This is a genomic window from Methylobacterium sp. WL120 (assembly GCF_008039465.1).
In the GTDB taxonomy this organism is placed as follows: Bacteria; Pseudomonadota; Alphaproteobacteria; order Rhizobiales; family Beijerinckiaceae; genus Methylobacterium; species Methylobacterium cerastii.
Window position 1 is genome coordinate 1 of sequence record NZ_VRUT01000089.1, and the last position, 21,454, is coordinate 21,454.

At 70.4% G+C, this 21,454-nt stretch carries 16 protein-coding genes; 8 read left to right on the forward strand and 8 right to left on the reverse strand.

The genetic code is table 11. The features are described from left to right. On the forward strand, nt 1-629 hold a 629-nt coding region (locus FV229_RS16720), incomplete at its 5' end, for a molybdopterin cofactor-binding domain-containing protein (RefSeq protein WP_147753049.1). A gap of 144 nt (nt 630-773) precedes the next feature. Continuing rightward, on the forward strand, nt 774-2,303 hold the full coding sequence (gene murJ / locus FV229_RS16725; RefSeq protein WP_147753050.1) for a murein biosynthesis integral membrane protein MurJ: 1,530 nt from the start codon (nt 774-776) through the stop codon (nt 2,301-2,303). A gap of 63 nt (nt 2,304-2,366) precedes the next feature. Here murJ and FV229_RS16730 read toward each other — a convergent pair whose 3' ends face one another. The 5 genes from FV229_RS16730 to FV229_RS27470 form a co-directional block, all read right to left on the reverse strand. Next, nucleotides 2,367-3,863 carry an efflux transporter outer membrane subunit gene (locus FV229_RS16730; RefSeq protein ID WP_147753051.1) on the reverse strand — a complete coding sequence of 499 codons (1,497 nt, stop codon included), beginning with the start codon at nt 3,861-3,863 and terminating at the stop codon, nt 2,367-2,369. 236 nt (nt 3,864-4,099) lie between these two features. Then, entirely contained in the window at nt 4,100-7,411 is a 3,312-nt protein-coding gene (locus FV229_RS16735) for an efflux RND transporter permease subunit (RefSeq protein ID WP_147753052.1), read from the reverse strand. Between the two features lie 253 nt (nt 7,412-7,664). Beyond that, the gene (locus tag FV229_RS16740) at nt 7,665-10,796 is read right to left on the reverse strand and encodes an MdtB/MuxB family multidrug efflux RND transporter permease subunit (RefSeq protein WP_147753053.1); all 3,132 of its coding nucleotides are present in this window, start codon (nt 10,794-10,796) and stop codon (nt 7,665-7,667) included. A 265-nt stretch (nt 10,797-11,061) separates the two neighbouring features. After that, the gene (locus FV229_RS16745) at nt 11,062-12,387 is read right to left on the reverse strand and encodes an MdtA/MuxA family multidrug efflux RND transporter periplasmic adaptor subunit (RefSeq protein WP_147753054.1); all 1,326 of its coding nucleotides are present in this window, start codon (nt 12,385-12,387) and stop codon (nt 11,062-11,064) included. A gap of 289 nt (nt 12,388-12,676) precedes the next feature. Then, a complete protein-coding gene (locus FV229_RS27470) occupies nt 12,677-12,817 on the reverse strand; it encodes a hypothetical protein (protein WP_187275175.1) in 141 nt (46 codons plus the stop codon). Between the two features lie 300 nt (nt 12,818-13,117). Here FV229_RS27470 and FV229_RS16750 point away from each other — a divergent pair, with 300 nt between their 5' ends. From FV229_RS16750 to FV229_RS16765, 4 genes are all read left to right on the forward strand, one after another. Then, a complete protein-coding gene (locus tag FV229_RS16750) occupies nt 13,118-14,287 on the forward strand; it encodes an aminotransferase (RefSeq protein WP_147753062.1) in 1,170 nt (389 codons plus the stop codon). 96 nt (nt 14,288-14,383) lie between these two features. Then, nucleotides 14,384-14,836: a DUF4112 domain-containing protein gene (locus FV229_RS16755; protein WP_147753055.1), complete on the forward strand. Its 453-nt coding sequence runs from the start codon at nt 14,384-14,386 to the stop codon at nt 14,834-14,836. Between the two features lie 211 nt (nt 14,837-15,047). Further along, nucleotides 15,048-16,259 carry an ABC transporter permease gene (locus FV229_RS16760; RefSeq protein WP_147753056.1) on the forward strand — a complete coding sequence of 404 codons (1,212 nt, stop codon included), beginning with the start codon at nt 15,048-15,050 and terminating at the stop codon, nt 16,257-16,259. A 764-nt stretch (nt 16,260-17,023) separates the two neighbouring features. Then, the gene (locus FV229_RS16765; RefSeq protein WP_147753057.1) at nt 17,024-17,566 is read left to right on the forward strand and encodes a MucR family transcriptional regulator; all 543 of its coding nucleotides are present in this window, start codon (nt 17,024-17,026) and stop codon (nt 17,564-17,566) included. Nucleotides 17,567-17,751: 185 nt separating this feature from the next. Here FV229_RS16765 and FV229_RS16770 read toward each other — a convergent pair whose 3' ends face one another. From FV229_RS16770 to FV229_RS16780, 3 genes are all read right to left on the reverse strand, one after another. Next, complete coding sequence (locus FV229_RS16770) at nt 17,752-18,096, reverse strand: hypothetical protein (RefSeq protein ID WP_147753058.1); 345 nt, start codon at nt 18,094-18,096, stop codon at nt 17,752-17,754. Between the two features lie 111 nt (nt 18,097-18,207). After that, on the reverse strand, nt 18,208-18,882 hold the full coding sequence (locus FV229_RS16775) for a transglutaminase-like cysteine peptidase (RefSeq protein ID WP_147753059.1): 675 nt from the start codon (nt 18,880-18,882) through the stop codon (nt 18,208-18,210). 522 nt (nt 18,883-19,404) lie between these two features. Further along, nucleotides 19,405-19,722, reverse strand: a complete 318-nt coding sequence (locus FV229_RS16780; protein ID WP_147753060.1) for a hypothetical protein — start codon at nt 19,720-19,722, stop codon at nt 19,405-19,407. Nucleotides 19,723-19,874: 152 nt separating this feature from the next. Between FV229_RS16780 and FV229_RS16785 the strand changes: the two genes are divergently transcribed. Beyond that, complete coding sequence (locus FV229_RS16785; protein WP_147753061.1) at nt 19,875-20,747, forward strand: DUF6502 family protein; 873 nt, start codon at nt 19,875-19,877, stop codon at nt 20,745-20,747. A 79-nt stretch (nt 20,748-20,826) separates the two neighbouring features. Continuing rightward, the coding region (locus tag FV229_RS16790; RefSeq protein ID WP_246688224.1) for a DUF5666 domain-containing protein at nt 20,827-21,454 on the forward strand (628 nt) is incomplete at its 3' end.

Sequence of the window (21,454 nt, forward strand, 5' to 3'; positions counted from 1 at the left end):
CCGCCCCCGTCGGCCTGCGCCTCGTCGGCGGGCGGCTGGCGCAGGCCGACGGGGGCGGCGTGCCGCTCGGCGAGGCGGTCGCCCGCCTCGACTCCGCCGGCATCGAGACCCTCGCCGAGTTCGTCCCCGAGGACGGCAGCGCCAAGAGCCTCGAGGCCCTGCGCGCCGGGCACATCAACCTCGCCAGCGGCGGCGACCACCTGTCCTGGGCCTTCGGCGCGCAGTTCGCCGAGGTGCGCGTCCACGCCGAAACCGGGGAGATCCGCGTGCCGCGCCTGCTCGGGGCGTTCGCGGCCGGGCGCATCCTCAACCCGCTCACCGCCCGCAGCCAGCTCGCTGGCGGCATGATCTGGGGCCTCGGCTCGGCGCTGCTGGAGGAGACGGTCCTCGACCGCGGCCATTACCGCAACGCGGACCTCGCCGAATACCTCGTCGCCACCGCGGCCGACACGCCCGAGATCGAGGTCCTGTTCGTCCCCGACCCGGACGCAAAGGTGAATCCGCTCGGCCTGAAGGGACTGGGAGAACTCGGCATCATCGGCGTCAACGCGGCCATCGCCAACGCGGTCTACCACGCCACCGGCCAGCGCCACCGCCGCCTGCCGGTCCGGATCGAGAGCGTGGCGTAAGCGGCTCACGACCGCTTCCCTCGCCTGCGGCCGCTCCCCCTTCGCCTGCCACCCGCTTGCGTTGCCGGTGGCCGCAACCGTAAGCCTCCGCCGGGCAGCAGGGACGGTGGGCGGCGTGACGGCACTCGCATTCGGGACGAACCGGTGATCCGCGCGATCCTCTCCGTCGGCGGCTGGACGCTGGTGTCGCGGGTCACGGGGTTCGCCCGCGACGTGGTGATGGCCGCGGTGATGGGGGCCGGGCCGATGGCCGACGCCTTCGTCGTCGCCTTCCGCCTGCCGAACCATTTCCGCGCGATCTTCGGCGAGGGCGCCTTCAACACCGCCTTCGTGCCGGCCTATGCCGGGTTGTCGGAGGCCGGGGCGGACGGCGCGGCGCAGCGCTTCGCCGACCGGATCTTCACGCTGATGCTGGCCGTGCAGGTCGTGCTGCTGGCGGTGGCGATCCCCGCGATGCCGTGGGTGGTGCGGGCGCTGGCGCCGGGCTTCGCCGAGGACCCGCAGCGCTTCGAGCTCGCGGTGGCGCTGACGCGGATCACCTTCCCCTATCTGCTGTTCATGACCCTGGTGACGCTGCTCTCCGGCGTGCTGAACGCCCAGCGCCGCTTCGCGGTGGCGGCCGGCGCCCCGGTGCTCTTGAACCTCGCCATGTTGGCGGCGCTCAGCCTGGCCTTCCTGTTCCCCAACGCGGCGCACGCGGCCGCCTGGGGTGTCGCGGTCTCGGGCGTGCTCCAGTTCGGACTGCTGTGGTGGGGCTGCCGGCGGGCGGGCGTCGCGCCGCGGCTCAGCCGCCCCAGCTTGCGCGATCCGGCGATGCGCCGGTTCTTCGCCGTGCTCGGGCCGGCGGTGGTGGGCGCGGCCGGGTTCCAGATCGCGACGTTTGCCGACACCATCATCGCGAGCTTCCTGCCCACCGGCGCGGTCTCGGCATTGTACTACGCCGACCGGCTCTACCAGCTGCCCTTCGGCGTCATCGCCATCGCCGCCGGCACGGTGCTGCTGCCGGAGATGAGTCGGCGGATCGCGGCCGGGGACGTGTCCGGCGCGCATGCCGCGCAGAACCGTGCCGCCGGGTTCTCGCTCGCGCTCTCCGCCCCGTTCACGGTGGCCTTCCTGACCCTGCCCGGCCTGACCATGGCCGCCCTGTTCCAGCGCGGCGCGTTCTCCGCGGACGACGCCGCCCGCGCGGCGTCCGTGCTCGCCGCCTACGGGCTGGCGCTGCCGGCCGTCGTGCTGGTACGCTCGGCCGTGGCGAGCTTCTACAGCCGGCAGGATACGAAGACGCCGCTCTGGGCCTCGCTCACGGCGATTGCCGTCAACGTCGTGCTGAAGCTCTGGCTCACCGGCCCCTACGGCGTCGTCGGTCTCGCGCTCGCCACCGCGATCAGCCAGTGGGTCAACCTGCTGATCCTCGTCGCCCTCGCCTGGCGCCGCGGCTGGACCGCGCCGAGCCGGACGCTGGGCCTCACCATCCTCGGCGTAGCGCTCAGCTGCGCCGCCCTCGCGCTGGTGGCGGTCTACGGGCTGCCGGTGGTGGAATCCCTCGTGCCCGCCCTGCCGCGCGGCCGCGAGGTCGCGGTGCTGGCGCTGCTCGGCGTCGCGGGCGCGGCCGTCTACGGCGGGCTGCTCGCCGGCCTGCTCCACCTGTTCGGGCTGCGCCTGCGGCGGGCTTGAGCGGTTCGGCCTCTCCCTCCCCCCTTTCAGCGGGGAGGGGAACGCGTCGCGCGTGTGCGCCCCCTACTCGTCCGGGTGCACCGCGGGCGAGAGGTCGATCGGCAGGCGCGGACCCTTCAGCTCGGAATCGCTCGGCAGCGCGCGCGCATCCCAGCCGCCGCCGAGCGCCCGGATCAGGCTCACGGCGGTGGTGAAGCGCGAGAGCCGCACCTGCAGCGCGGCGACCTCGTTGTTGAGCTGCAGCGCCTGGGCGGTGACCACGGTGGTGAAGTTCTGGGTGCCGGCGCGGTACTCGTTCAGGGTGATCTCGACGGCGCGGCGGGCGAGCGTCACCGCCTCGTCCTGCGCCACCTGCTGGCGGGCGAGGATGCGGATGCCGACGAGGCCGTTCTCCACGTCGGCGAAGGCGGCGAGCACGGTCTGGCGGTAGTTCGCCACCGAAGCGTCGTAGCCGGCCCGCGAGGCGGTGATCGCCGCCGAGCGCGCGCCGCCGTCGAACAGCACCTCGCTGCCGGCCGCCGTCACCGCCCAGACCTGGTTGGCCGCCGACAGGAGGCCGGTACGGGTGAGCCCCGAAATGCCGCCCGACGCCGACAGCGTCACGCTCGGGTAGAGGGCGGCCACGGCGACGCCGATCTGCTCGCTCTGCGCCTGCACGGCGCGCTCGGCCTGGGCCACGTCCGGGCGGCGCTCCAGGAGGGATGCGGGGATGCCGACCGGCACCGCCGGCGGCACGAGGGCCAGCGGCGCCACCGCCAGCGACAGCTCCGAGGGCGGGCGGCCGATCAGCGTCGCGATCGCGTTCTCGAACTGGGCGCGGGTGAGCGTCGCTGCGATCGCCGCCGCCTGGGTGGTCTGCACCTGCGTCTGCGCGGTGATCACGTCCGAGCGCGCGGCGACGCCGGCATTGTATTGGTTCTCGGTGATCGCCACCGTGCGCTTGAAGTTCTCAACGTTGGCGTTGAGCACCCGCACCAGCGAGTCGGCGTAGCGCAGCGACAGGTAGTTGTTCGCGACCTCGGCCTGGATCGTCAGGCGGGTCAGCGCCAGCGTCGCGGCGTCGGCCTGGGCCAGCGCCGCCTCGGTCTCGATGGTCCGGCGGATGCGGCCGAACAGGTCGAGCTCCCAGCTCGCCTGTCCCTGGATCGAGACGGAGGTGCGCTCGGTGCCGACCGTGCGCGAGCGGGTGATGCTCGGGGCGCCGACGACCGTCGGGTAGAGCGCCGCCTGGGCCGACTCGACCAGCGCCCGCGCCTGCCGGAAGTTCGCCACGGATTGGCGTAAGGACTGGTTGTCGACGTCGACGAGGCGGATCAGCCGGTCGAGGGTCGGATCGCGAAAGACCCGCCACCAGTCGCCGCGCTCGGCCCCGTCGTTGGGCGCCGCCGCGCGCCAGTTCTTGCGCGATGCGACGAAGCCGGCCGAATCCTCGCGGGTGCCGCCCTGCTTGAACGCCAGCGGCGTCTCGACCGAGGGGCGCGAATAGTCCGGGCCGACGACGCAGGCGGACAGCGCCGTGGTGAGGGCGAGGAGGCTGGCCGCCCTCAGGAGGTGACGCATCGTTGGGTGCGCATCCCCTCGCCCCGCCTGCGGGGAGAGGGCCGCCTGCACCTTGGCGTGCAGGCGGCGAGCGGAAGCGACGGTGAGGGGGCCGGGAAGGACGAGGCTCTTCCATCGAAGCCCCCTCACCCTCGGCTGCCGCCTCGCCGCGCCGACGACGGGGTCGTCGCAGCCCTCTCCCCGCGCGCGGGGAGAGGGGGGTGCGCACGCCCCGTCCTGCATCGCCGGAAACCGCATCATTCCCCCGCCGGCACGGCCGCGGCTCCGCCACGGCGGCGGGCGTTCACCCGGTGCCGGAGGCGGTCGAGGCAGAGGTAGACGACGGGGGTGGTGTAGAGGGTCAGGATCTGGCTCACGATCAGGCCGCCGGCGATGGCGATGCCGAGCGGGCGGCGGAGCTCGGAGCCCTCGCCGCCGCCGAAGATCAGCGGCGCCGCGCCGAGCAGCGCCGCCAGCGTTGTCATCATGATCGGGCGGAAGCGCAAGAGGCAGGCCTCGAAGATCGCCTCGCGCGGCGCCGCGCCCCGCGTCCGCTCCGCGTCGAGGGCGAAGTCGATCATCATGATGGCGTTCTTCTTGACGATGCCGATCAGCAGGAACACCGCGATCAGGGCGACGATCGTGAACTCGGTGCCGGTCACCAGCAGGGCGAGCAGCGCGCCGATGCCCGCCGAGGGCAGCGTCGAGAGAATCGTGATCGGGTGCACGAAGCTCTCGTAGAGGATGCCGAGGATCGCGTAGACCGCCAGGATCGCGGCCAGGATCAGCAGCGGCTGGCGCGAGGCCGAGGCGATGTAGTTCTTGGCAGCGCCCGCATATTCGCCGTGGATGGTGGCCGGCAGGCGCAACTCCGACATCGCCTTGTCGATCGCGGCGGTGGCGTCCGACAGGCTCTTGCCCGGCGCCAGGTTGAACGAGATCGTCGTCGCCACGAACAGGCCCTGGTGGCTGACCTGCACCGGGGCGTTGCCGGTCTCCACCCGCGTGAAGGCCGAGAGCGGCACCATCGTCTCGACCGACGACGAGACCGGCGCGCTCGAAGACGCGCTGCCCTTCGAGGCGGCGATGGCGTTGGCGGCCGCGTTCCGGGCGGAATCGGAGGCGACCGCGGCGGCGTTGGTGCTGGCGTCGGCCGCGGCCGTCGTGGAGGGGACCGCGCTGGCGGGCGCCGCCGCCACCGTGCCGGCGACCGCGTTGGTGGTGGCCGAGCCCCGCGCCTTGCCGCCCGAGGTCGAGACGTAGAGCTGCTTGAGGGTCTCGGGGTTCTCCAGGTAGCGCGGCGCGATCTCCATCACGACGTGGTACTGGTTCAGCGGGTTGTAGATCGTCGAGACCTGGCGCTGGCCGAAGGCGTCGTAGAGGGTGTTGTCGATCTTGTCGGGCGTGATGCCGTAGCGGAAGGCGGTGGCGCGATCGATCACCAGCCGGCTCTCCAGCCCACCCTCCTGCTGGTCGGAGGTGACGTCGGCAAACGTCGGGTCCTTCTGCAGCGCCTGCACCAGCTTCGGGGCCGCCGCGTAGAGTTCGGCCGCGCTGTCGCCCTGCAGGGTGTATTGATACTGGGCGAAGCTCTGGCGCCCGCCCATCTGCAGGTCCTGGCGCGGGAAGACGTAGAGCCGCGCACCGGCCACCTGCGACAGCTTCGGGCGCAGACGGTTGGCGACCTCGCTGATCGAGACCCGCTCGCCCGCGGGCTTCAGGCCGACGAAGACGTTGGCCGAGTTGGTGCCGCGCCCGCCGGTGAAGCCGACGACGCTGTCCACCGCCGGGTCCGCCTGCACGATGGCGGCGGCTTCCTTGAGCTTCTTCTCCATCGACTGGAACGAGATGCGCTGGTCGGCCTGGATGCCGCCCATCATCTGGCCGGTGTCCTGCTCGGGGAAGAAGCCCTTCGGCACGATGACGTAGAGGTAGACGTTGAGCCCGATCGTGGCGGCGAGCACGAGCAGCACCAGGCGCGGATGCGCCAGCGCGACGCGCAACGTGCGCTCGTAGGCGTTGAGCGTCCCGGTGAAGGCGCCCTCCAGGCCGCGGATCAGGATGTTGGGGCGCTTGCCCGAACGATGGGTCTCGGGGCGCAGGAAGCGCGCGCACATCATCGGCGTGGTGGTCAGCGAGAGCACCAGCGAGATCAGGATCGCCAGCGACAGGGTCACGGCGAATTCCTGGAAGATCCGCCCGACCAGGCCCCCCATCAGCAGGATCGGCAGGAACACCGCGATGAGCGACAGGCTCATCGAGATCACGGTGAAACCGACCTCGCGGGCGCCGACCAAAGCCGCCTCGATGCGCGACTTGCCCATCTCGATGTGGCGCTGGACGTTCTCGAGCACGACGATGGCGTCGTCCACGACGAAGCCGGTGCCGATGATCAGCGCCATCAGCGACAGGATGTTGAGCGAGTAGCCCAGCAGGTACATCACCGAGAAGGTGCCGACGATCGAGATCGGCACCGCCACCGCCGGGATCAGCGTGGCACGCCCCGAGCGCAGGAACGCGAACACCACCAGGATGACGAGGCCGACGGCGATCAGCAGCGTCTCCTCGGTGGCGGCGAGCGACGCCCGGATCGTGGCGCTGCGGTCGCCGGTGAGCTTCACGTCGATGCCGCCCGGCAGCGCCGAGACGATCTGCGGCAGCGCCGCCTTCACCCCGTTGATGGTCTCGACGACGTTCGAGCCCGGCTGCTTGTAGACGAACAGCAGCACGCCCTGGCGCCCGTTGACCACGCCGAGGTTGCGCCGGTCCTCGACCGAGTCGATCACCTCGCCGACATCCGTGAGCTTCACCGCAGCGCCGTTGCGGTAGGCCACGACGAGGTCGCGGTAATCGGACGCCTTGCGGCCCTGGTCGTTGGCGTAGAGCTGGTAGCGGCGGTCGCCCGCCTCGATCGCGCCTTTGGGCGAGTTGGCGTTGGCCGAGGCCAGCCCCGCGCGGATGCCCTCCAGGCCGATGCCGTAGTGGAACAGGGCGGTCGGATCGAGCTCGACGCGCACCGCCGGCAGCGATGAGCCGCCGATGTCGACGTTGCCGACGCCCGGCAGCTGCGACAGCTTCTGCTGCACCACCGTGGCGCCCGCATCGTAGAGCTGGCCCGGCGTCAGCGTGTCCGAGGTCATGCCGAGGATGACGATCGGCGAGTCGGCCGGGTTGAACTTGCGGTAGGTCGGGTTCTGGCGGAGCGCCGTCGGCAGGTCGGCCCGCGCGGCGTTGATCGCCGCCTGCACGTCGCGCGCCGCCCCGTCGATGTCGCGACTGAGGCCGAACAGCAGCACGATCCGCACGCTCCCGGTGGAGCTCGTCGAGGACATCTCGTTGACGTCTGCGATGGCGCCCAGCCGCCGCTCCAGGGGGGCGGCGACGGTCACCGCCATGGTTTCGGGGCTCGCGCCGGGCATCTGCGCCTGGACGAGGATCACCGGAAAATCCACCTGCGGCAGCGGCGCCACCGGCAGCTTCAGGAACGCGAAGATCCCGGCCAGCAGCACGCCGACCGTCAGCAGCGTCGTCGCGACGGGGCGCCGGATGAAGGGCTCGGAGATGTTCATGGGCGGAGGCCCGCGCGGCGTGCGCCGCGGTCCCCCTCTCCCCGCGTGCGGGGAGAGGCCCGCATGCACCTTGTCGTGCATGCGGGGAGCGCAGGCGAAGCCGAAGCGAAGGTGAGGGGGCGTTCACGGACGAAGCTCATCCCGCGAAGCCCCCTCACCTTCGGCTGCCGCCTCGCTTTGCCGACGACAAGGTCGGCAAAGCCCTCTCCCCGCACGCGGGGAGAGGGGATGCGTCGAACCCTTGCGATATCCCTCACGGCAGCGCCTCGCCCGCCGGGAGGTCCGGCTCGGGCTCGCGGCGGCCGGTGATGCGGCGTTCCAGGCGGTCGAAGAACAGGTAGATCACCGGCGTCGTGAACAGCGTCAGCACCTGGCTGACGATGAGCCCGCCGGCGATGACGATGCCGAGCGGCTGGCGCAGCTCCGAGCCGACGCCGGTGCCGGCGATCAGCGGGATCGCCGCGAACAGGGCGGCGAGCGTCGTCATCAGGATCGGGCGGAAGCGCAGCAGGCAGGCCTCGTAGATCGCGTCGCGCGGGGCCATGCCCTCCTCGCGCTCGGCCTGGAGCGCGAAGTCGATCATCATGATCGCGTTCTTCTTCACGATGCCGATCAGGAGCACGATGCCGATGATCGCGATGATGTCGAGGGAGAGCCCGAAGATCATCAACCCGAGGAGCGCGCCGATCCCCGCCGAGGGCAGCGTCGAGAGGATGGTGATCGGGTGGATGAAGCTCTCGTAGAGCACGCCGAGCACGATGTAGACGGTGACGATCGCCGCCATCACCAGGAACAGCTCGTTGCCGAGCGCCGACTGGAAGGCGAAGACCGACCCCTGCGGCACCACGCGAAAGCTCGGCGGCAGGTCGATGCTTTTTCGCGCCTCCTCCACCGCGTCGACGGCCTGGCCGAGCGCCGCGCCCGGCGCGAGGTTGAACGACACGGTGGTGGCCGGGAACTGGCCGAGATGGGAGATCAGCAGCGGCGCCCGGCGCTCGCTGATCCGGGCGACCGCCGAGAGCGGCACCTGCCCGCTGGTCGAAGTGGAGGAGGGCAGGTAGATCGCGTCGAGGCTGGCGATGGTCCTGTGCAGGTCCGGGTCGGCCTCCAGGATCACCCGGTACTGGTTCGACTGGGTGAAGATCGTCGAGATGATGCGCTGGCCGAAGGCGTCGTAGAGCGCGTTGTCGATGGTGGCGGGCGTGATGCCGTAGCGCCCCGCCGTCGGGCGGTCGATCGTCACGTAGGCCGCCAGCCCCTGGCCCTGGTGGTCGCTGGCCACGTCCGCCACTACCGGCGACTTCGACAGCGCGTCGGTGAAGCGCGGCACCCAGGTCTCGAAATCCTCGAGGTTCGGGGTCTCCAGGATCACCTGGTACTGCGTCGCCGAGACGGCGGTGTCGATCGTCAGGTCCTGCACCGGCTGCATGTAGAGGCGCAGGCCCGCGACATCCGCGGTGGCCGCCTGGATGCGGCGGATGATGGCGCCGGCCCGCTCGGTCCGCTCGGCCTGCGGCTTCAGGTTGATCAGGAACCTCCCTGAATTCAGCGTCACGTTCTGGCCGTCGACGCCGATGAACGAGGACAGGTTGGCGACGTCCGGGTCCTTGAGGATCAGGCTCGCGATGCGTTGCTGCCGCTCGGCCATGGCCGCGTAGGAGAGGGTCTGGTCGCCTTGCGTGATCCCCTGGATCACGCCGGTGTCCTGCACCGGGAAGAACCCCTTGGGGATCGTCACGAACAGGAACGCGGTGAGCGCGACGGTCGCGAGGGTGACGAGCAGCGTCACGCCCTGGTGGTCGAGCACCACCCGCAGCGCCCGGCCGTAGGCCGCGATGGTGCCTTCGGTGGCGCGCCGGCCCATCCGCCCGAGGACGCCCTCGCGGCGGCGGCTCTCGGCGTGCGGCACGTGCTTCAGCAGGCGCGCGCACAGCATCGGCACCAGCGTCAGCGACACCACCGCCGAGATGATGATGGTGGCAGCCAGCGTGATCGCGAATTCGTGGAACAGGCGCCCGACCACGTCGCCCATGAACAGCAGCGGGATCAGCACCGCGATCAGCGAGACGGTGAGCGAGATGATGGTGAAACCGATCTCGCGGCTGCCCTTGAGCGCGGCCTCGAGCGGCGAATCTCCGTCCTCGACGTGGCGGGCGATGTTCTCGATCACCACGATGGCGTCGTCGACGACGAAGCCGGTGGCGATGGTGAGCGCCATCAGCGACAGGTTGTCGAGGGAGAAGCCGTAGAGGTCCATCACCGAGAGCGCGCCGATCAGCGACAGCGGCACCGACAGGCTCGGGATCAGTGTCGCCGACAGGCTGCGCAGGAACAGGAAGATCACCAGCACCACGAGGGCGATGGCGAGGCCGAGCTCGAACTGCACGTCCTCGACGGACGCCCGGATCGTCACCGTGCGGTCGGTGAGGAGGCTGACCTGGATCGCGCCCGGCAGGGTGCCCTGGAGCTGCGGTAGCAGCGCCTTGATCTTGTCGACCGTCGCGATGACGTTGGCGCCGGGCTGGCGCTGGATGTTGAGGATGATCGCCGGCGTCTCGTCGGCCCAGGCGCCGAGCTTGGTGTTTTCCGGCCCCTGCACCACGTCGGCCACGTCCGACATCTTCACCGGCGCGCCGTTCTTGTAGGCGATGATCGCGTCGTCGTAGGCCTTCGGGTCCTGGATCTGGTCGTTGGCGTTGATCGCGTAGGACTGCTTCGGGCCGTCGATGGTGCCCTTCGGCGTGTTGACGTTGAGGTTGGTGATGGTGGTGCGCAGGTCGTCGATGTTCAGGCCGTAGGCCGCGAGCGCCCGCGCGTTGAACCGCACCCGCACCGCCGGCCGCTGGCCGCCGGAGATGCTCACCAGGCCGACGCCGGCCACTTGGCTGATCTTCTGGGCGAGCCGCGTCTCGGCGAGGTCCCGCACCTGCGTCAGCGGCAGGGTCTTGGAGGTGAGCGCCAGCGTGATCACCGGCGCGTCGGCCGGGTTGACCTTGGCGTAGATCGGCGGCGCCGGAAGGTCGGACGGCAGCAGGTTGCCGGCGGCGTTGATCGCCGCCTGGACCTGCTGCTCGGCGATGTCGAGCGGCAGGTCCAGGTTGAACTGCAAGGTCACGACCGAGGCGCCGGCCGAAGACTGCGAAGTCATCTGGTTGAGGTTGGCCAGCTGTCCGAACTGCCGCTCCAGCGGCGCGGTGACGGCCGAGGTCATCACCTCGGGGCTGGCGCCGGGATAGAACGTCTGCACCTGGATCGTCGGGTAGTCGACCGACGGCAGCGCCGAGACCGGCAGGTTCAGGTACGACACCCCGCCCACGATCAGGATCGCCAGCATCAGCAGCGTGGTCGCGACCGGGCGGAGGATGAAGAGGCGGGAGGGGTTCATACCGGCCGCGCACTCTCGGACAGGCGGAGGCGATCACTGCGGCGGCCCGTGCGCGTCCCCTTGCCCCGCGTGCGGGGAGAGGGCGACAACGACCCCGTCGTCGTCGCAGCGAGGCGGCAGCCGACGGTGAGGGGGCGGGCCCGGAGGAAACTCCCCCTCACCGTCGCTTCGGCTGCGCCTTCGCTTCCCGCACGGACGACGAAGTCCGTGCGGGCCTCTCCCCGCCCGCGGGGAGAGGGGAGGTGCGCGTCCTGAACCCCGATGCTCACGGTTGCTGCCGCCGGCGGCCGCGCTTCTGCTCGGTGCCGGCAGGCGCCTCCGCAGGCGTCACCTTCTGGCCGTCGACGCCTTCCGTGATCCGAACCGGGGCGCCGTCGCGCAGGCGGTCGGTGCCGTCGGTGACGATGCGGTCGCCGGCTTGCAGGCCGGAGAGCACGACGGTCTTGGTCCCGTCGGTCTCGCCGGTCTTGATCGGGCGGACCGTGACCTTGGCGTCGCCGTCCATCAGGTAGACGTAGGTGCCGGGGGTACCCTGCAGGATCGCCGCGTTGGGGACCAGAGCCGCGTTCGCCACCGTGTCGACGGTGAGCTTGGCGTTGACGAACTGGTTCGGAAACAGCTCCTCGTCCTTGTTCTCGAACAGGGCGCGCAGCTTCACCGTGCCGGTGGTGACGTCGATCTGGTTGTCGACCGTGTCGAGGGTGCCGGTGGCGATCTCGTGGGCGTCGCCCCGGTCGTAGGCGCGGACCACGAGCTTGGCGCCGGCGCGCACCCGGCGCATCACCCGCGAGACGTCGTCCTCGGGCAGGGTGAACACCACCGAGATCGGGTGGAGCTGCGTGACGACGACGATGCTGGTCGAGGCCGCGGTGATGTAGTTGCCCTGGTCGACCTGGCGCAGGCCGACCCGGCCCTCCACCGGCGAGACGATGCGGGCATAGGCGATGTTGAGGCGCTGCTGGTCGACGAGGGCCTGGTCGGAGGCGACCGTGCCCTCGTTCTGCTTCACCAGGGCGCCCTGGGTGTCGACGTTCTGCTTCGAGATCGAGTCCTGCTGGGCGAGGCGCTGGAAGCGGGCGAGGTCGAGCTTCGAGTTCTGCAGCAGGGCCTGGTCGCGGGCGAGCTGGCCCTGGTACTGGGCGAGCAACGCCTCGTGGGGCCGCGCGTCGATCTGGGCGAGGTAGTCGCCCTTCTTCACGGTCTGGCCCTCGCGGAACCCGATTTCGGTGAGGTAGCCGCTGATCTGCGATTTCACGGTGACGGTGGCCAGCGGCGTGACGGTGCCGAGCCCCTGGAGCACCACCGGGATGTCGCCGGTGACGACCTGCGCGATGCCGACCGCCTGGGGCACGTCCATGCCGCCGCGTTTGCCGCCGACCCGTCCGCCCTTGCCCTGGGTCTCGCCGGGGCCGCCGGCGACCTGCGTGCGCCCGTCGTACCAGCGGTGGGCCATCGCGCCGGCCGCCAGCAGAGCCAGAAGAAGCAGCATCCAGCGCAATGGGCGGAACCGCCGCGTCTTCGCAGGCGACGCGACCGGATCCGGCTGGAACGCGCGCGCCGTGTCCGTGCGGATGGGTGAGCTCTCGTTCATGCCTGATTAGACCACGTTCCGGACGCCGCCGCGCCCGTGTCGCGCCCTATCCTCTCGCTGTTTTCGTCCGCGGGCCGACCGTTCGTCGGCGCGCGGGGCGAATCCGGCACCCTGGTCCAGCACCTTGGCCTCGATCGCCTGTACGGCATCCGAACGGCCCGCGCCCTGCGGCACCCGCGCTCGGAGCGGCCCGGTTCTCGGCGTGGGTCCGAGCTTTCGCCGACCCGAGCCTTCGCTTCGCAATGCGTCGTCAGTACGGCGCCGATGTTTCGGCGCTGTTGCTGGCACCTCAGGGACGCTCCAGCGCGCGGTAGTACCGCACCACGTCGCGATAGGACTCGTCGACCGGCGCCACGGGGACGGCGAGCCGCAGGCCGAGTCCGAGGGCGCCGAAGGCGAAGGCCAGCGCGAGCGCGCGGCGGGTGGACATGGCAGGCTCCGGCGATCCGTTGCGGCTGGCAGAGGCCATAACGCGAAAAGGCCCGCCAACGAATTGGCGGGCCTCGCGACGACCGGTCCGGCGCCTGGCAGGATCGGAACGAGGGGGCGGAGCTCCAACCCCGCCGGCGCCGTACCGGCCGTGTGTCTGGAAGCTACCTCACGGCTGATGAATGTCAACATTCGTCAGCCGTCCGGCCCGGCGGGTCGCGGTGGCCGCGTGCGCTCGCGCACGTTTCGCCGGCGCTTCGGGCCATGGTATCACCCGGCCGATGTCCACCCCACGCCCCGCATGAACCCGGTCTTCTCCGGCCTCCCGACCACGGTGTTCGAGACGATGTCGCGGCTCGCGCGCGAGCACGGCGCGATCAACCTCGGGCAGGGGTTTCCCGACGACCCGGGTCCCGCCGACATGCGCGCGCACGGGGCCCGGGCGCTCGTCGAGGGCTCGAACCAATATCCGCCGATGATGGGGCTTCCATCCTTGCGCGCGGCGGTGGCGGCGCATTACGCCCGCCACCAGGGGCTCGCCCTCTATCCCGAGACCGAGGTGATGGTGACCTCGGGCGCGACCGAGGCGCTGGCCGGCGCGCTGCTGGCGCTGATCGCGCCCGGCGACGAGGTGGTGCTGTTCGCGCCGATGTACGACGCCTACCTGCCGCTGGTGCTGCGCGCCGGCGGCGTGCCGCGGATCGTGACGTTGACGCCCCCCGCCTTCCGCCTCGACGAGGCGGCGCTGGCCGCCGCCTTCGGGCCGCGCACGAAGGTGGTGCTGCTCAACAACCCGCTGAACCCGAGCGCCACCCTGTTCGGGGCCGACGACCTCGCGATGCTGGCCGCGTTCTGCGTCCGCCACGACGTGATCGCGCTGTGCGACGAGGTCTGGGAGCACGTGGTGTTCGACGGCGCCCGCCACCGGCCGCTGATGGCGCTGCCCGGCATGCGGGAGCGCACGGTGAAGGTCGGCTCGGCCGGCAAGATCTTCTCGCTCACCGGCTGGAAGGTCGGGTTCGTGATGGCCGGGCCTGGGCTGATGCGGACGCTGGCCAAGGCGCACCAGTTCCTCACCTTCACCACCCCGCCGAACCTGCAGGAGGCGGTGGCCTTCGGCCTCGCCAAGGAGGATTCGTACTTTTCCGACATGCGGGCGGGCTACGCCCGCTCGCGCGACCGGCTCGCCGACGGCCTCCGGCATCTCGGCTTCACGGTGCTGCCGGCGCAGGCGACGTGGTTCCTCAACGTCGACATCACCGAGCTCGGGCAATCCGGATCTGGGCATGTGGACGACGTCGCCTTCTGCGAGGCGCTGGTGCGCGAGCATCGCGTCGCGGCGATCCCGGTAAGCGCGTTCTATCCTGACGCGGCGGTGCGCCACCTCGTGAGGCTCTGCTTCGCCAAGGCCGACGCGACGCTCGACGCGGCGCTCGACCGCCTCTCCGGGGTCCGGCGGGTGGCCGCGTGAGGGAGCTGGGCCGGGCATCCGCCCACATCCTTGCCGGAACCGGGTCGCGGCGCCACATCTTCGCGGATGGCACCCCCCGCTCACCGGACTCCCCCGATGGATTCCTCGCAGACCTTCTCCCAGAGCTGGCGGGCCGGCACGACGCTGCGCGTCGGCGACCAGAGCCGCGAGGCGACGCTCGCCCGGCTCGAGGCGCTGGCGCACCTGCTCGATTCCGCCTTCCTGATCCCCGGCATCAACCGGCGGGTCGGGTTGGAGGCGGTGATCGGGCTCGTGCCGATCGTCGGCGACATCGCCGGCATGGTGATCTCGTCCTACATCGTCGCAGAGGCCCGCCGCATCGGCGCGCCGCGCTGGCTGATCGCCCGGATGGCGCTGAACGTCGCTTTCGACGGCGCGATCGGCATCGTGCCGCTCGCCGGCGACCTGTTCGACGCGGCCTTCAAGGCCAACCGCCGCAACGTCCGCCTGCTCCGCCGGTGGATGGAGCGCAACGGCGGCGTCCGCCCCAACGAGATCGACGGCACCGCCGTGCGGATCGACGGCTGAGCGGCATTCGCACGCGCATCGCCGGTCGCGCAGGCTCACACCTCCCTCCGAGCCTTCGGATCGGATCGCGGGTCCCCTCTCCCGGGCGGGAGAGGGACAGGGTGAGGGATGAGAACGCACCGGAGAGGTCACGCCCCTCACCCCAACCCTCTCCCGATGGGAGAGGGGGCCGCGACGCGCATCCCGCGAACCCTCTGTGGAGCATCCCGCGATGAACGTGATCGCCCGCCCCCCCGAGGGCGACCCGGTCTCGGCGCCGATGCCCGGGGCCCAGCCGATCGTGCCGCGGCCGAGCGAGGGATTGCCCGAGGCGCGGCCGCTCGCACCCCGCCGCGGCGGGCTGTCGCCGCTCAACCGGCGCCGGCTCGAGAACTTCCGCCGGAACCGGCTCGGCTACGTCTCGTTCCTGATCTTCCTGTCGCTGTTCGTCGTCAGCCTTTTCGCGGAAATCCTGGCTAACGACCGGCCGATCGTCGCCTCCTACAAAGGCGAGTGGCTTTTTCCGGTGCTGATCGACTACCCGGAGGAGAAGTTCGGCGGCTTCCTGGCGCGCACCGACTATCGCACGCCCGAGATCGTCAAGGAGATCGCGGAGAACGGCTGGGCGATCTGGCCGCCGATCCCGTTCTCCTACGACACCATCAACGATGGATTGCCGACCCCCTCGCCCTCGCCGCCGACCTGGATGCTCACCGACGCGCAGTGCCAAGCCGCCGAGACGGCGCCGGGCGCGGGCTGCGCCAACATCCCCTGGCACTGGCTCGGCACCGACAACACCACCCGCGACGTGCTCGCCCGCGTGATCTATGGGTTCCGCATCTCGGTGCTGTTCGGGCTGATCCTGGCCGCCGTCTCGTCGCTGATCGGCGTCGTCGCCGGCGCGGTGCAGGGCTATTTCGGCGGCTGGGTCGACCTGGCGTTCCAGCGCTTCATCGAGGTCTGGGGCGGCATCCCGACGCTCTACCTGATCATCATCATCTCGGCCTTCATCGCACCCGGCTTCTTCGTGCTGCTCGGCATCATGCTGCTGTTCTCGTGGGTGGCGCTGGTCAGCGTCGTACGCGCCGAGTTCCTGCGGGCGCGCAACTTCGAATACGTGCGGGCGGCCCGTGCGCTCGGCCTGTCCAACGTCCGCATCATGACCGTGCACCTGCTGCCGAACGCGATGGTGGCGACGCTGACCTTCCTGCCGTTCATCCTCAACGGTTCTATCACCACCCTGACCTCGCTCGACTTCCTCGGCTTCGGCCTGCCGCCGGGCTCCCCCTCGCTCGGCGAGTTGCTAGCGCAGGGCAAGGACAACCTGACCGCGCCGTGGCTTGGCCTGTCCGGCTTCCTGGTGATCGCGGCGATGCTGAGCCTGCTGGTCTTCGCCGGCGAGGCGGTGCGCGACGCGTTCGACCCGCGAAAGACGTTTCGTTAGCAAGATTTTTCGGCGGCAAGACCTTCTCGAAAGCATTTCCGGCGCTGTGGATGTCGGCTCGCTTCGAGGACATGCGATGCCTAGCAGATCAGGGCTTGTCCCGTGACTTGCTGATCACGGAACATGCCCGTGCAGGACTTCGATGTCGACCCTGAGGCGCATCGACGATGCCTGGCGAGCCAAGCCGTCTAGCTGGATCGATCGATGTTGCGTGGCCTCATCCGGGCCGAGCGCAATGCTGACTGAGCCCGGCCTCGTCACGGACGACGCAGTCGAATAATCCGCGGCGGCGCTCCCGTTCCCGGCGACCACACTTTGTACACGAAACTGTTACTTAGTACTTCTGTACTGGTACAAGCGAATTCAAAATATGGCGATCACATCATCTTGGTGCGACAATTTTGTCCACCATTGCGTAGGGCTGTGGTATGGACATCCAGGCAACGGGTAGGGTGCAGACCGAACAAGATGCCGACATCCAGCATTTCGCCACCGTCTCGACGCGATGTTCGCGTCCGGTAACGGTCTCGGGCGAAAGCAAAATCTGCGCTGCCGCGGATGCGCAGATTTCGCGAGGCGCTCAGTGAGGCAATGCTGGGCGCACCGGGCCGGTTGCACGGATACGCTGCGCACTCGGCAGGCAAAACACACATATGATCATATGTTGAGCCCGGATAACGCCGTGGACATCCTTGCTTTCTCTGGCAAACATCATAATTCCTGCGCTTGGGGTTTTCGTCAAAAAATAGGCAAGGAACGTACGGATGTCTGAAACTGCAGTGTCGGCGCAGACGAGCAACGACTATATCGAGCGGACCGTCGACGTCGTCGCGGCCTATGTGTCGAACAACTCCGTCCCCATCACCGAATTGCCGGCGCTGATCGCGAGCATCCATGAGGCGCTGAACAACGTCGGCTCCGGCACGGCTCCCGTCACCACCGAGGCCGTCGAGAAGCCCAGCACCGCTCAGATCCGCAAGTCGATCCGCCCCGACGGGCTGGTCAGTTTCATCGACGGCAAGTCCTACAAGACGCTGAAGCGCCACCTGACCAAGCACGGCCTCGACCCGCACAGCTACCGCGAGCGTTACGGCCTGCCCGCCGACTATCCGACCACCTCAGCGAACTATTCGGCCCAGCGCTCCGCGCTCGCCAAGAGCCTCGGCCTCGGTCAGCCCGGCCGCTCGGCCGCCGCCGAAGCGCCCGAGGACATCGAGGAGGCGCCCGCCGCCCCCGCCCGCCGCGGCCGCAAGGCGGCGACCTCCGCCGTGAAGGGCAGCCAGACCCGCAAGGCCGACGCCGCGTAAGGGTACGGACAGGACCGGCCCGAAATTCCCGAAGCCCGGCCCATCGTGAGCCGGGCTTTTGGATTCTCAAGAGGCAGCCGGATGCTTTGTGGTGTCTGGATCACGCGTCGCGGATGCCGTGCGCTCAAGAGCGATCTGGTCCAAGACTGATGATCCAAGACTGGTTTTGTGAAATGCCTGTCGGCCTAAAGAGCCGCGCGCCGTCCGAGCAGGCGGGCGCGGGCTTGCGCGACCAGGGCGGCGCGAGCTTGCTGCGCGTCGTCGGCATCGAGCAGCGGCGAGGCGGCGAGGGCGGAAAGGTAGGCCCTCTCCGGTTCGCGGCAGGCGCCGATCGCCGCGTCGGCGGCGAGCGGGCGGCTTCCGATCGTGGCTTGCAACCCGAAGTGGCGGTCGAGGCAGCCGTGCCAGGAGGCGTAGCGCGTCCCGGCCTCGCCGGCCTTCACCGGGCTCGCGGCAGCGAGCAGTCCAGTGGCGAGCGCGATGGCCAGCCCCGCGGCGAGCAACGGTTTCGGGAAGGGATGGGAGATCATGGGCGCGTCGTGGTGGGCGGCTCCGATCCCGGAGCCTCGCGCCGACGCGGTGAAGATTTCATCAACGTGCTATCGTGCGCTGCGTCCCGTTTCGGGACGGGAGGCCGGTTTTCAGCGGTTGGCGGTGGTGACAGGCGAGGTGACGCCGCCGAGCGACACCCAGGCGACGGCGTCCTGGCTCTCGCGCTTGATGAAGGTGTAGCCGGTGCGGTGCCAGGGCAGAATCTGGCTGGTCTTGTTGTCGAGCACGAGGTCGCCGCGATCGGTGATCAGGGTGAGCACGGCGTGGCCCTCGCCCTTCTCGTCGATGACCACGGTCATCCGCATGGCGCGGCGCGGCAGGCCGGCGCGGGCGAGCAGGCTGCGCTTGAGCAGCTGGAAGTCCTCGCAATCGCCCGAGCCGTCCTCGGCAAGGTCCCAGCGGTCCGGCACCCCGAGGTGGTCCATGTCGGTGATCGCGACGATCGACTTGTTGACCCGGCGGTTGATCGTCTGGATCGTGTTCCAGATCGCGGGGGTCATCGCGATGCGGGCGGGCTCGGCGGCGTTCACCGCGCACTCGGCCGGGTAGCCCTGGCAGAAGCCGACCCAGGCCAGGATCGGCTTGGCGGCGCCGACCGGCTCGGCGGCCAAGGTGGGGGCGGGCAGCGAGGCCAGGGTCTGCGCCACGGCCGGGGCGACGGCGAAGGCCAGTCCGGCCGTCACGGCGAGGCCGGCGAGGCCGGCGAGGGCCTTGCGCAGACGGGGCGCCGACACCGCCCGAACCGTCGAAATCGCGAACCGCATCGCCGTGGCCCAACCCGTTAAGCTCTCGTTAACGAAAGCTCTCACGCCGAGGCCCCGACGGCAATCACCCCCTTAACGAAAGGTTAACGCTGTGCGTAACGCGAGAATGCGGATGCGACGGCTGGATCGATGCAAACGGGACACAGGTGCGGCCTTGGCGCCCGTTCTCACGCGGTGCCCCATGACGGGCGGGCGAAGACCGAGGATCGGAACCAGTCGACCGAGCCGGCGCGCACCAGCCCGAAGCCGGCTTCGCTGGCGCGATTGGCGTCGTAACAGGCTGGGCACGGTTCAGCCGACAAGGTCGCAGACGCCCGCTTCGCGCGTGGCGAGCGCGGAGAAGTGAGAGGATGTGCGGTTCCGTCGAGCGTCCAGGAAGGGCCCGCGCTCAGAGCGCCAGCATCAGCAGGCCGACGACGAGGACAGCGAGAAGCATGCAGAGGGCGAGGTCGAGGATGGGAGCCCCGCCGCAGGAGGATCGGTGGTTGGTCGGCATGGCTTGCGACCTTGCGATGGCGGGAATCATCGGCTGGTATCCCGATCGAGGGTGAGAAGCGTCTCCCAGACCGGGCTGCCGGCCTGGGAGACGCCGTCGAACGCCGCAGCCCGTCGGGAATGGGATCCTGCGGCTGCTGCCTGCGTCGCCCCCGAGGGCGCGACGCGGTGGGCCGTGTCCGCGGCGACGATCCCGAAGGTTGGCAGGGACAGGGCGACAAGGCAGGCGGCGATCCGGCCGAGCCGCGAGAGGTTGGCTGCAGTCGCGATCCTGCGCTCGGAGCGCCGGGCCGCGTTCAGGGGTGCCATATGCCGGCCGACGAAGGCATGCCTGGTGTCGCGCATCGTCTTCGCCGGTCCTGATGGTGTGGGAAATTTGACCACGCTGCAATCCTATGTGTGTAAAATTCCCACGTCAACGCGAAATGGCTGTGCCGACGTGCGTTCGCGTACTCTGTGGGATTGTGTCCCACAGATCCCGTGGTCATGCTGATCTGATGTCCGAGACCATCAACGACACCGGCGAGGGAACCAGCCTGCACGCGCCGGTGGCGCGCCTGCTGCGGCCGCTGGTGCGGCTGTTCGTGGCGCGCGGCATCACCTTCCCGGCGCTGACGAACCTACTGCGGGAACTCTACGTCAACGTCGCCGAGTACGACTTCGCGCTTCAGGGCAAGGAGCAGACCGACAGCCGCGTCTCGCTGCTCACCGGCATTCACCGCAAGGAGGTGCGGCGCCTGCGCGGCGCCGGGGCTCCGGTGAGCGCAGTGCCGGCGGTGGTCTCGCGCACGAGCCGGATCATCGCCCGCTGGCTCGCCGACCCGGCCTTCACCGACCCGGAGGGACGGCCGCTGGCGCTGCGGCGCGCGGGCGAGGACGGCCCCTCCTTCGAGGCGCTGGTCGCCGGCGTGACCCGCGACCTGCGCCCCCGCGCGGTGCTGGACGAGTGGCTCGACCGCGGGATCGCCACCCTCGACGGCGAGGACCGGATCGTCCTGGCGGAGGCCGCCTACGTGCCCCGCGGCGGCGGCGAGCCGCAACTCTACTATTTCGGGCGCAACCTCCACGACCACATCGCGGCCTCGGTCGCCAACATCCTCGGCGACGCGCCGCGCTTCCTCGAGCGCGCGGTGCATTACGACGGGCTGTCGGAGGAACTGGCGCTCCGGCTGGAGGCGCGCGCCAAGGAGATCGCGATGGCGGCGCTGACCCAGGCCAACCGCGAGGCCCACGCCGCCTGTGCCGCCGACCCCGGCGGCTCCCACCGCTGGAATTTCGGACTCTACGTCTACGCCGAGGCCGTACCGCCGGCCGGGGACGCCTTCCCCGCAGACGATGCTTTGCCGGCTTCGTCGGAGGCCGAGGCGTGAGAACGCCGGCGGGGCAGTCGCGAGAGGCGCAGCACGAGGTTCGGTCGTCGCGTCCACGCGTTCCGGGACCAGGCGCATGATGCATCGCGCCGCGCCCACCCGCCGCCTCGTGCTGCGGCTGCTCGCCGGCGCCGCGCTGATTCCGGTGCGCGCGGTGCCGCAGGAGGCGCCGCGCGACCAAGGAATCGGCGGCACCGGGGCGCGTCCCGACGACATCCCGGGTGAGGGTGACCGCGGTATCGGGGGCACGGGGGTGATCGGCACGATCCGCCGCTTCGGCTCGATCGTCGTCAACGACCTGCGCATCGCCTATCCCGACGACGTCAACGTGCGCATCGACGGGGTGCCAGCGCGCGCCGCCGACCTGAGGGTCGGGCACGTGGTCCACGTCGTTGCCCACGCCGACGCGGGCGGCCTCGCGACACGGCGGATCGACGTGACGCGCGAGGTGGTCGGGCCGGTGGAATCGGTGCGCGGCGGGAACCTCATGGTCCTCGGCCAGCGCATCGCCGCAGCGGGAATCGCCGGGCGCTGGGCGGTGGGCGACCGGGTCGCGGTGTCGGGCCTGCGCAGGCCGGACGGCGTCGTCGTCGCCAGCCTGATCGAGAGGCAGGCGGACGGCCCCGCCCGCGTCGCCGGCCCGGTCCGGCGCGACCGCGACGGGCACTTGGTGATCGGGCACCTGCGGCTCGCGGGCGCCGACACCC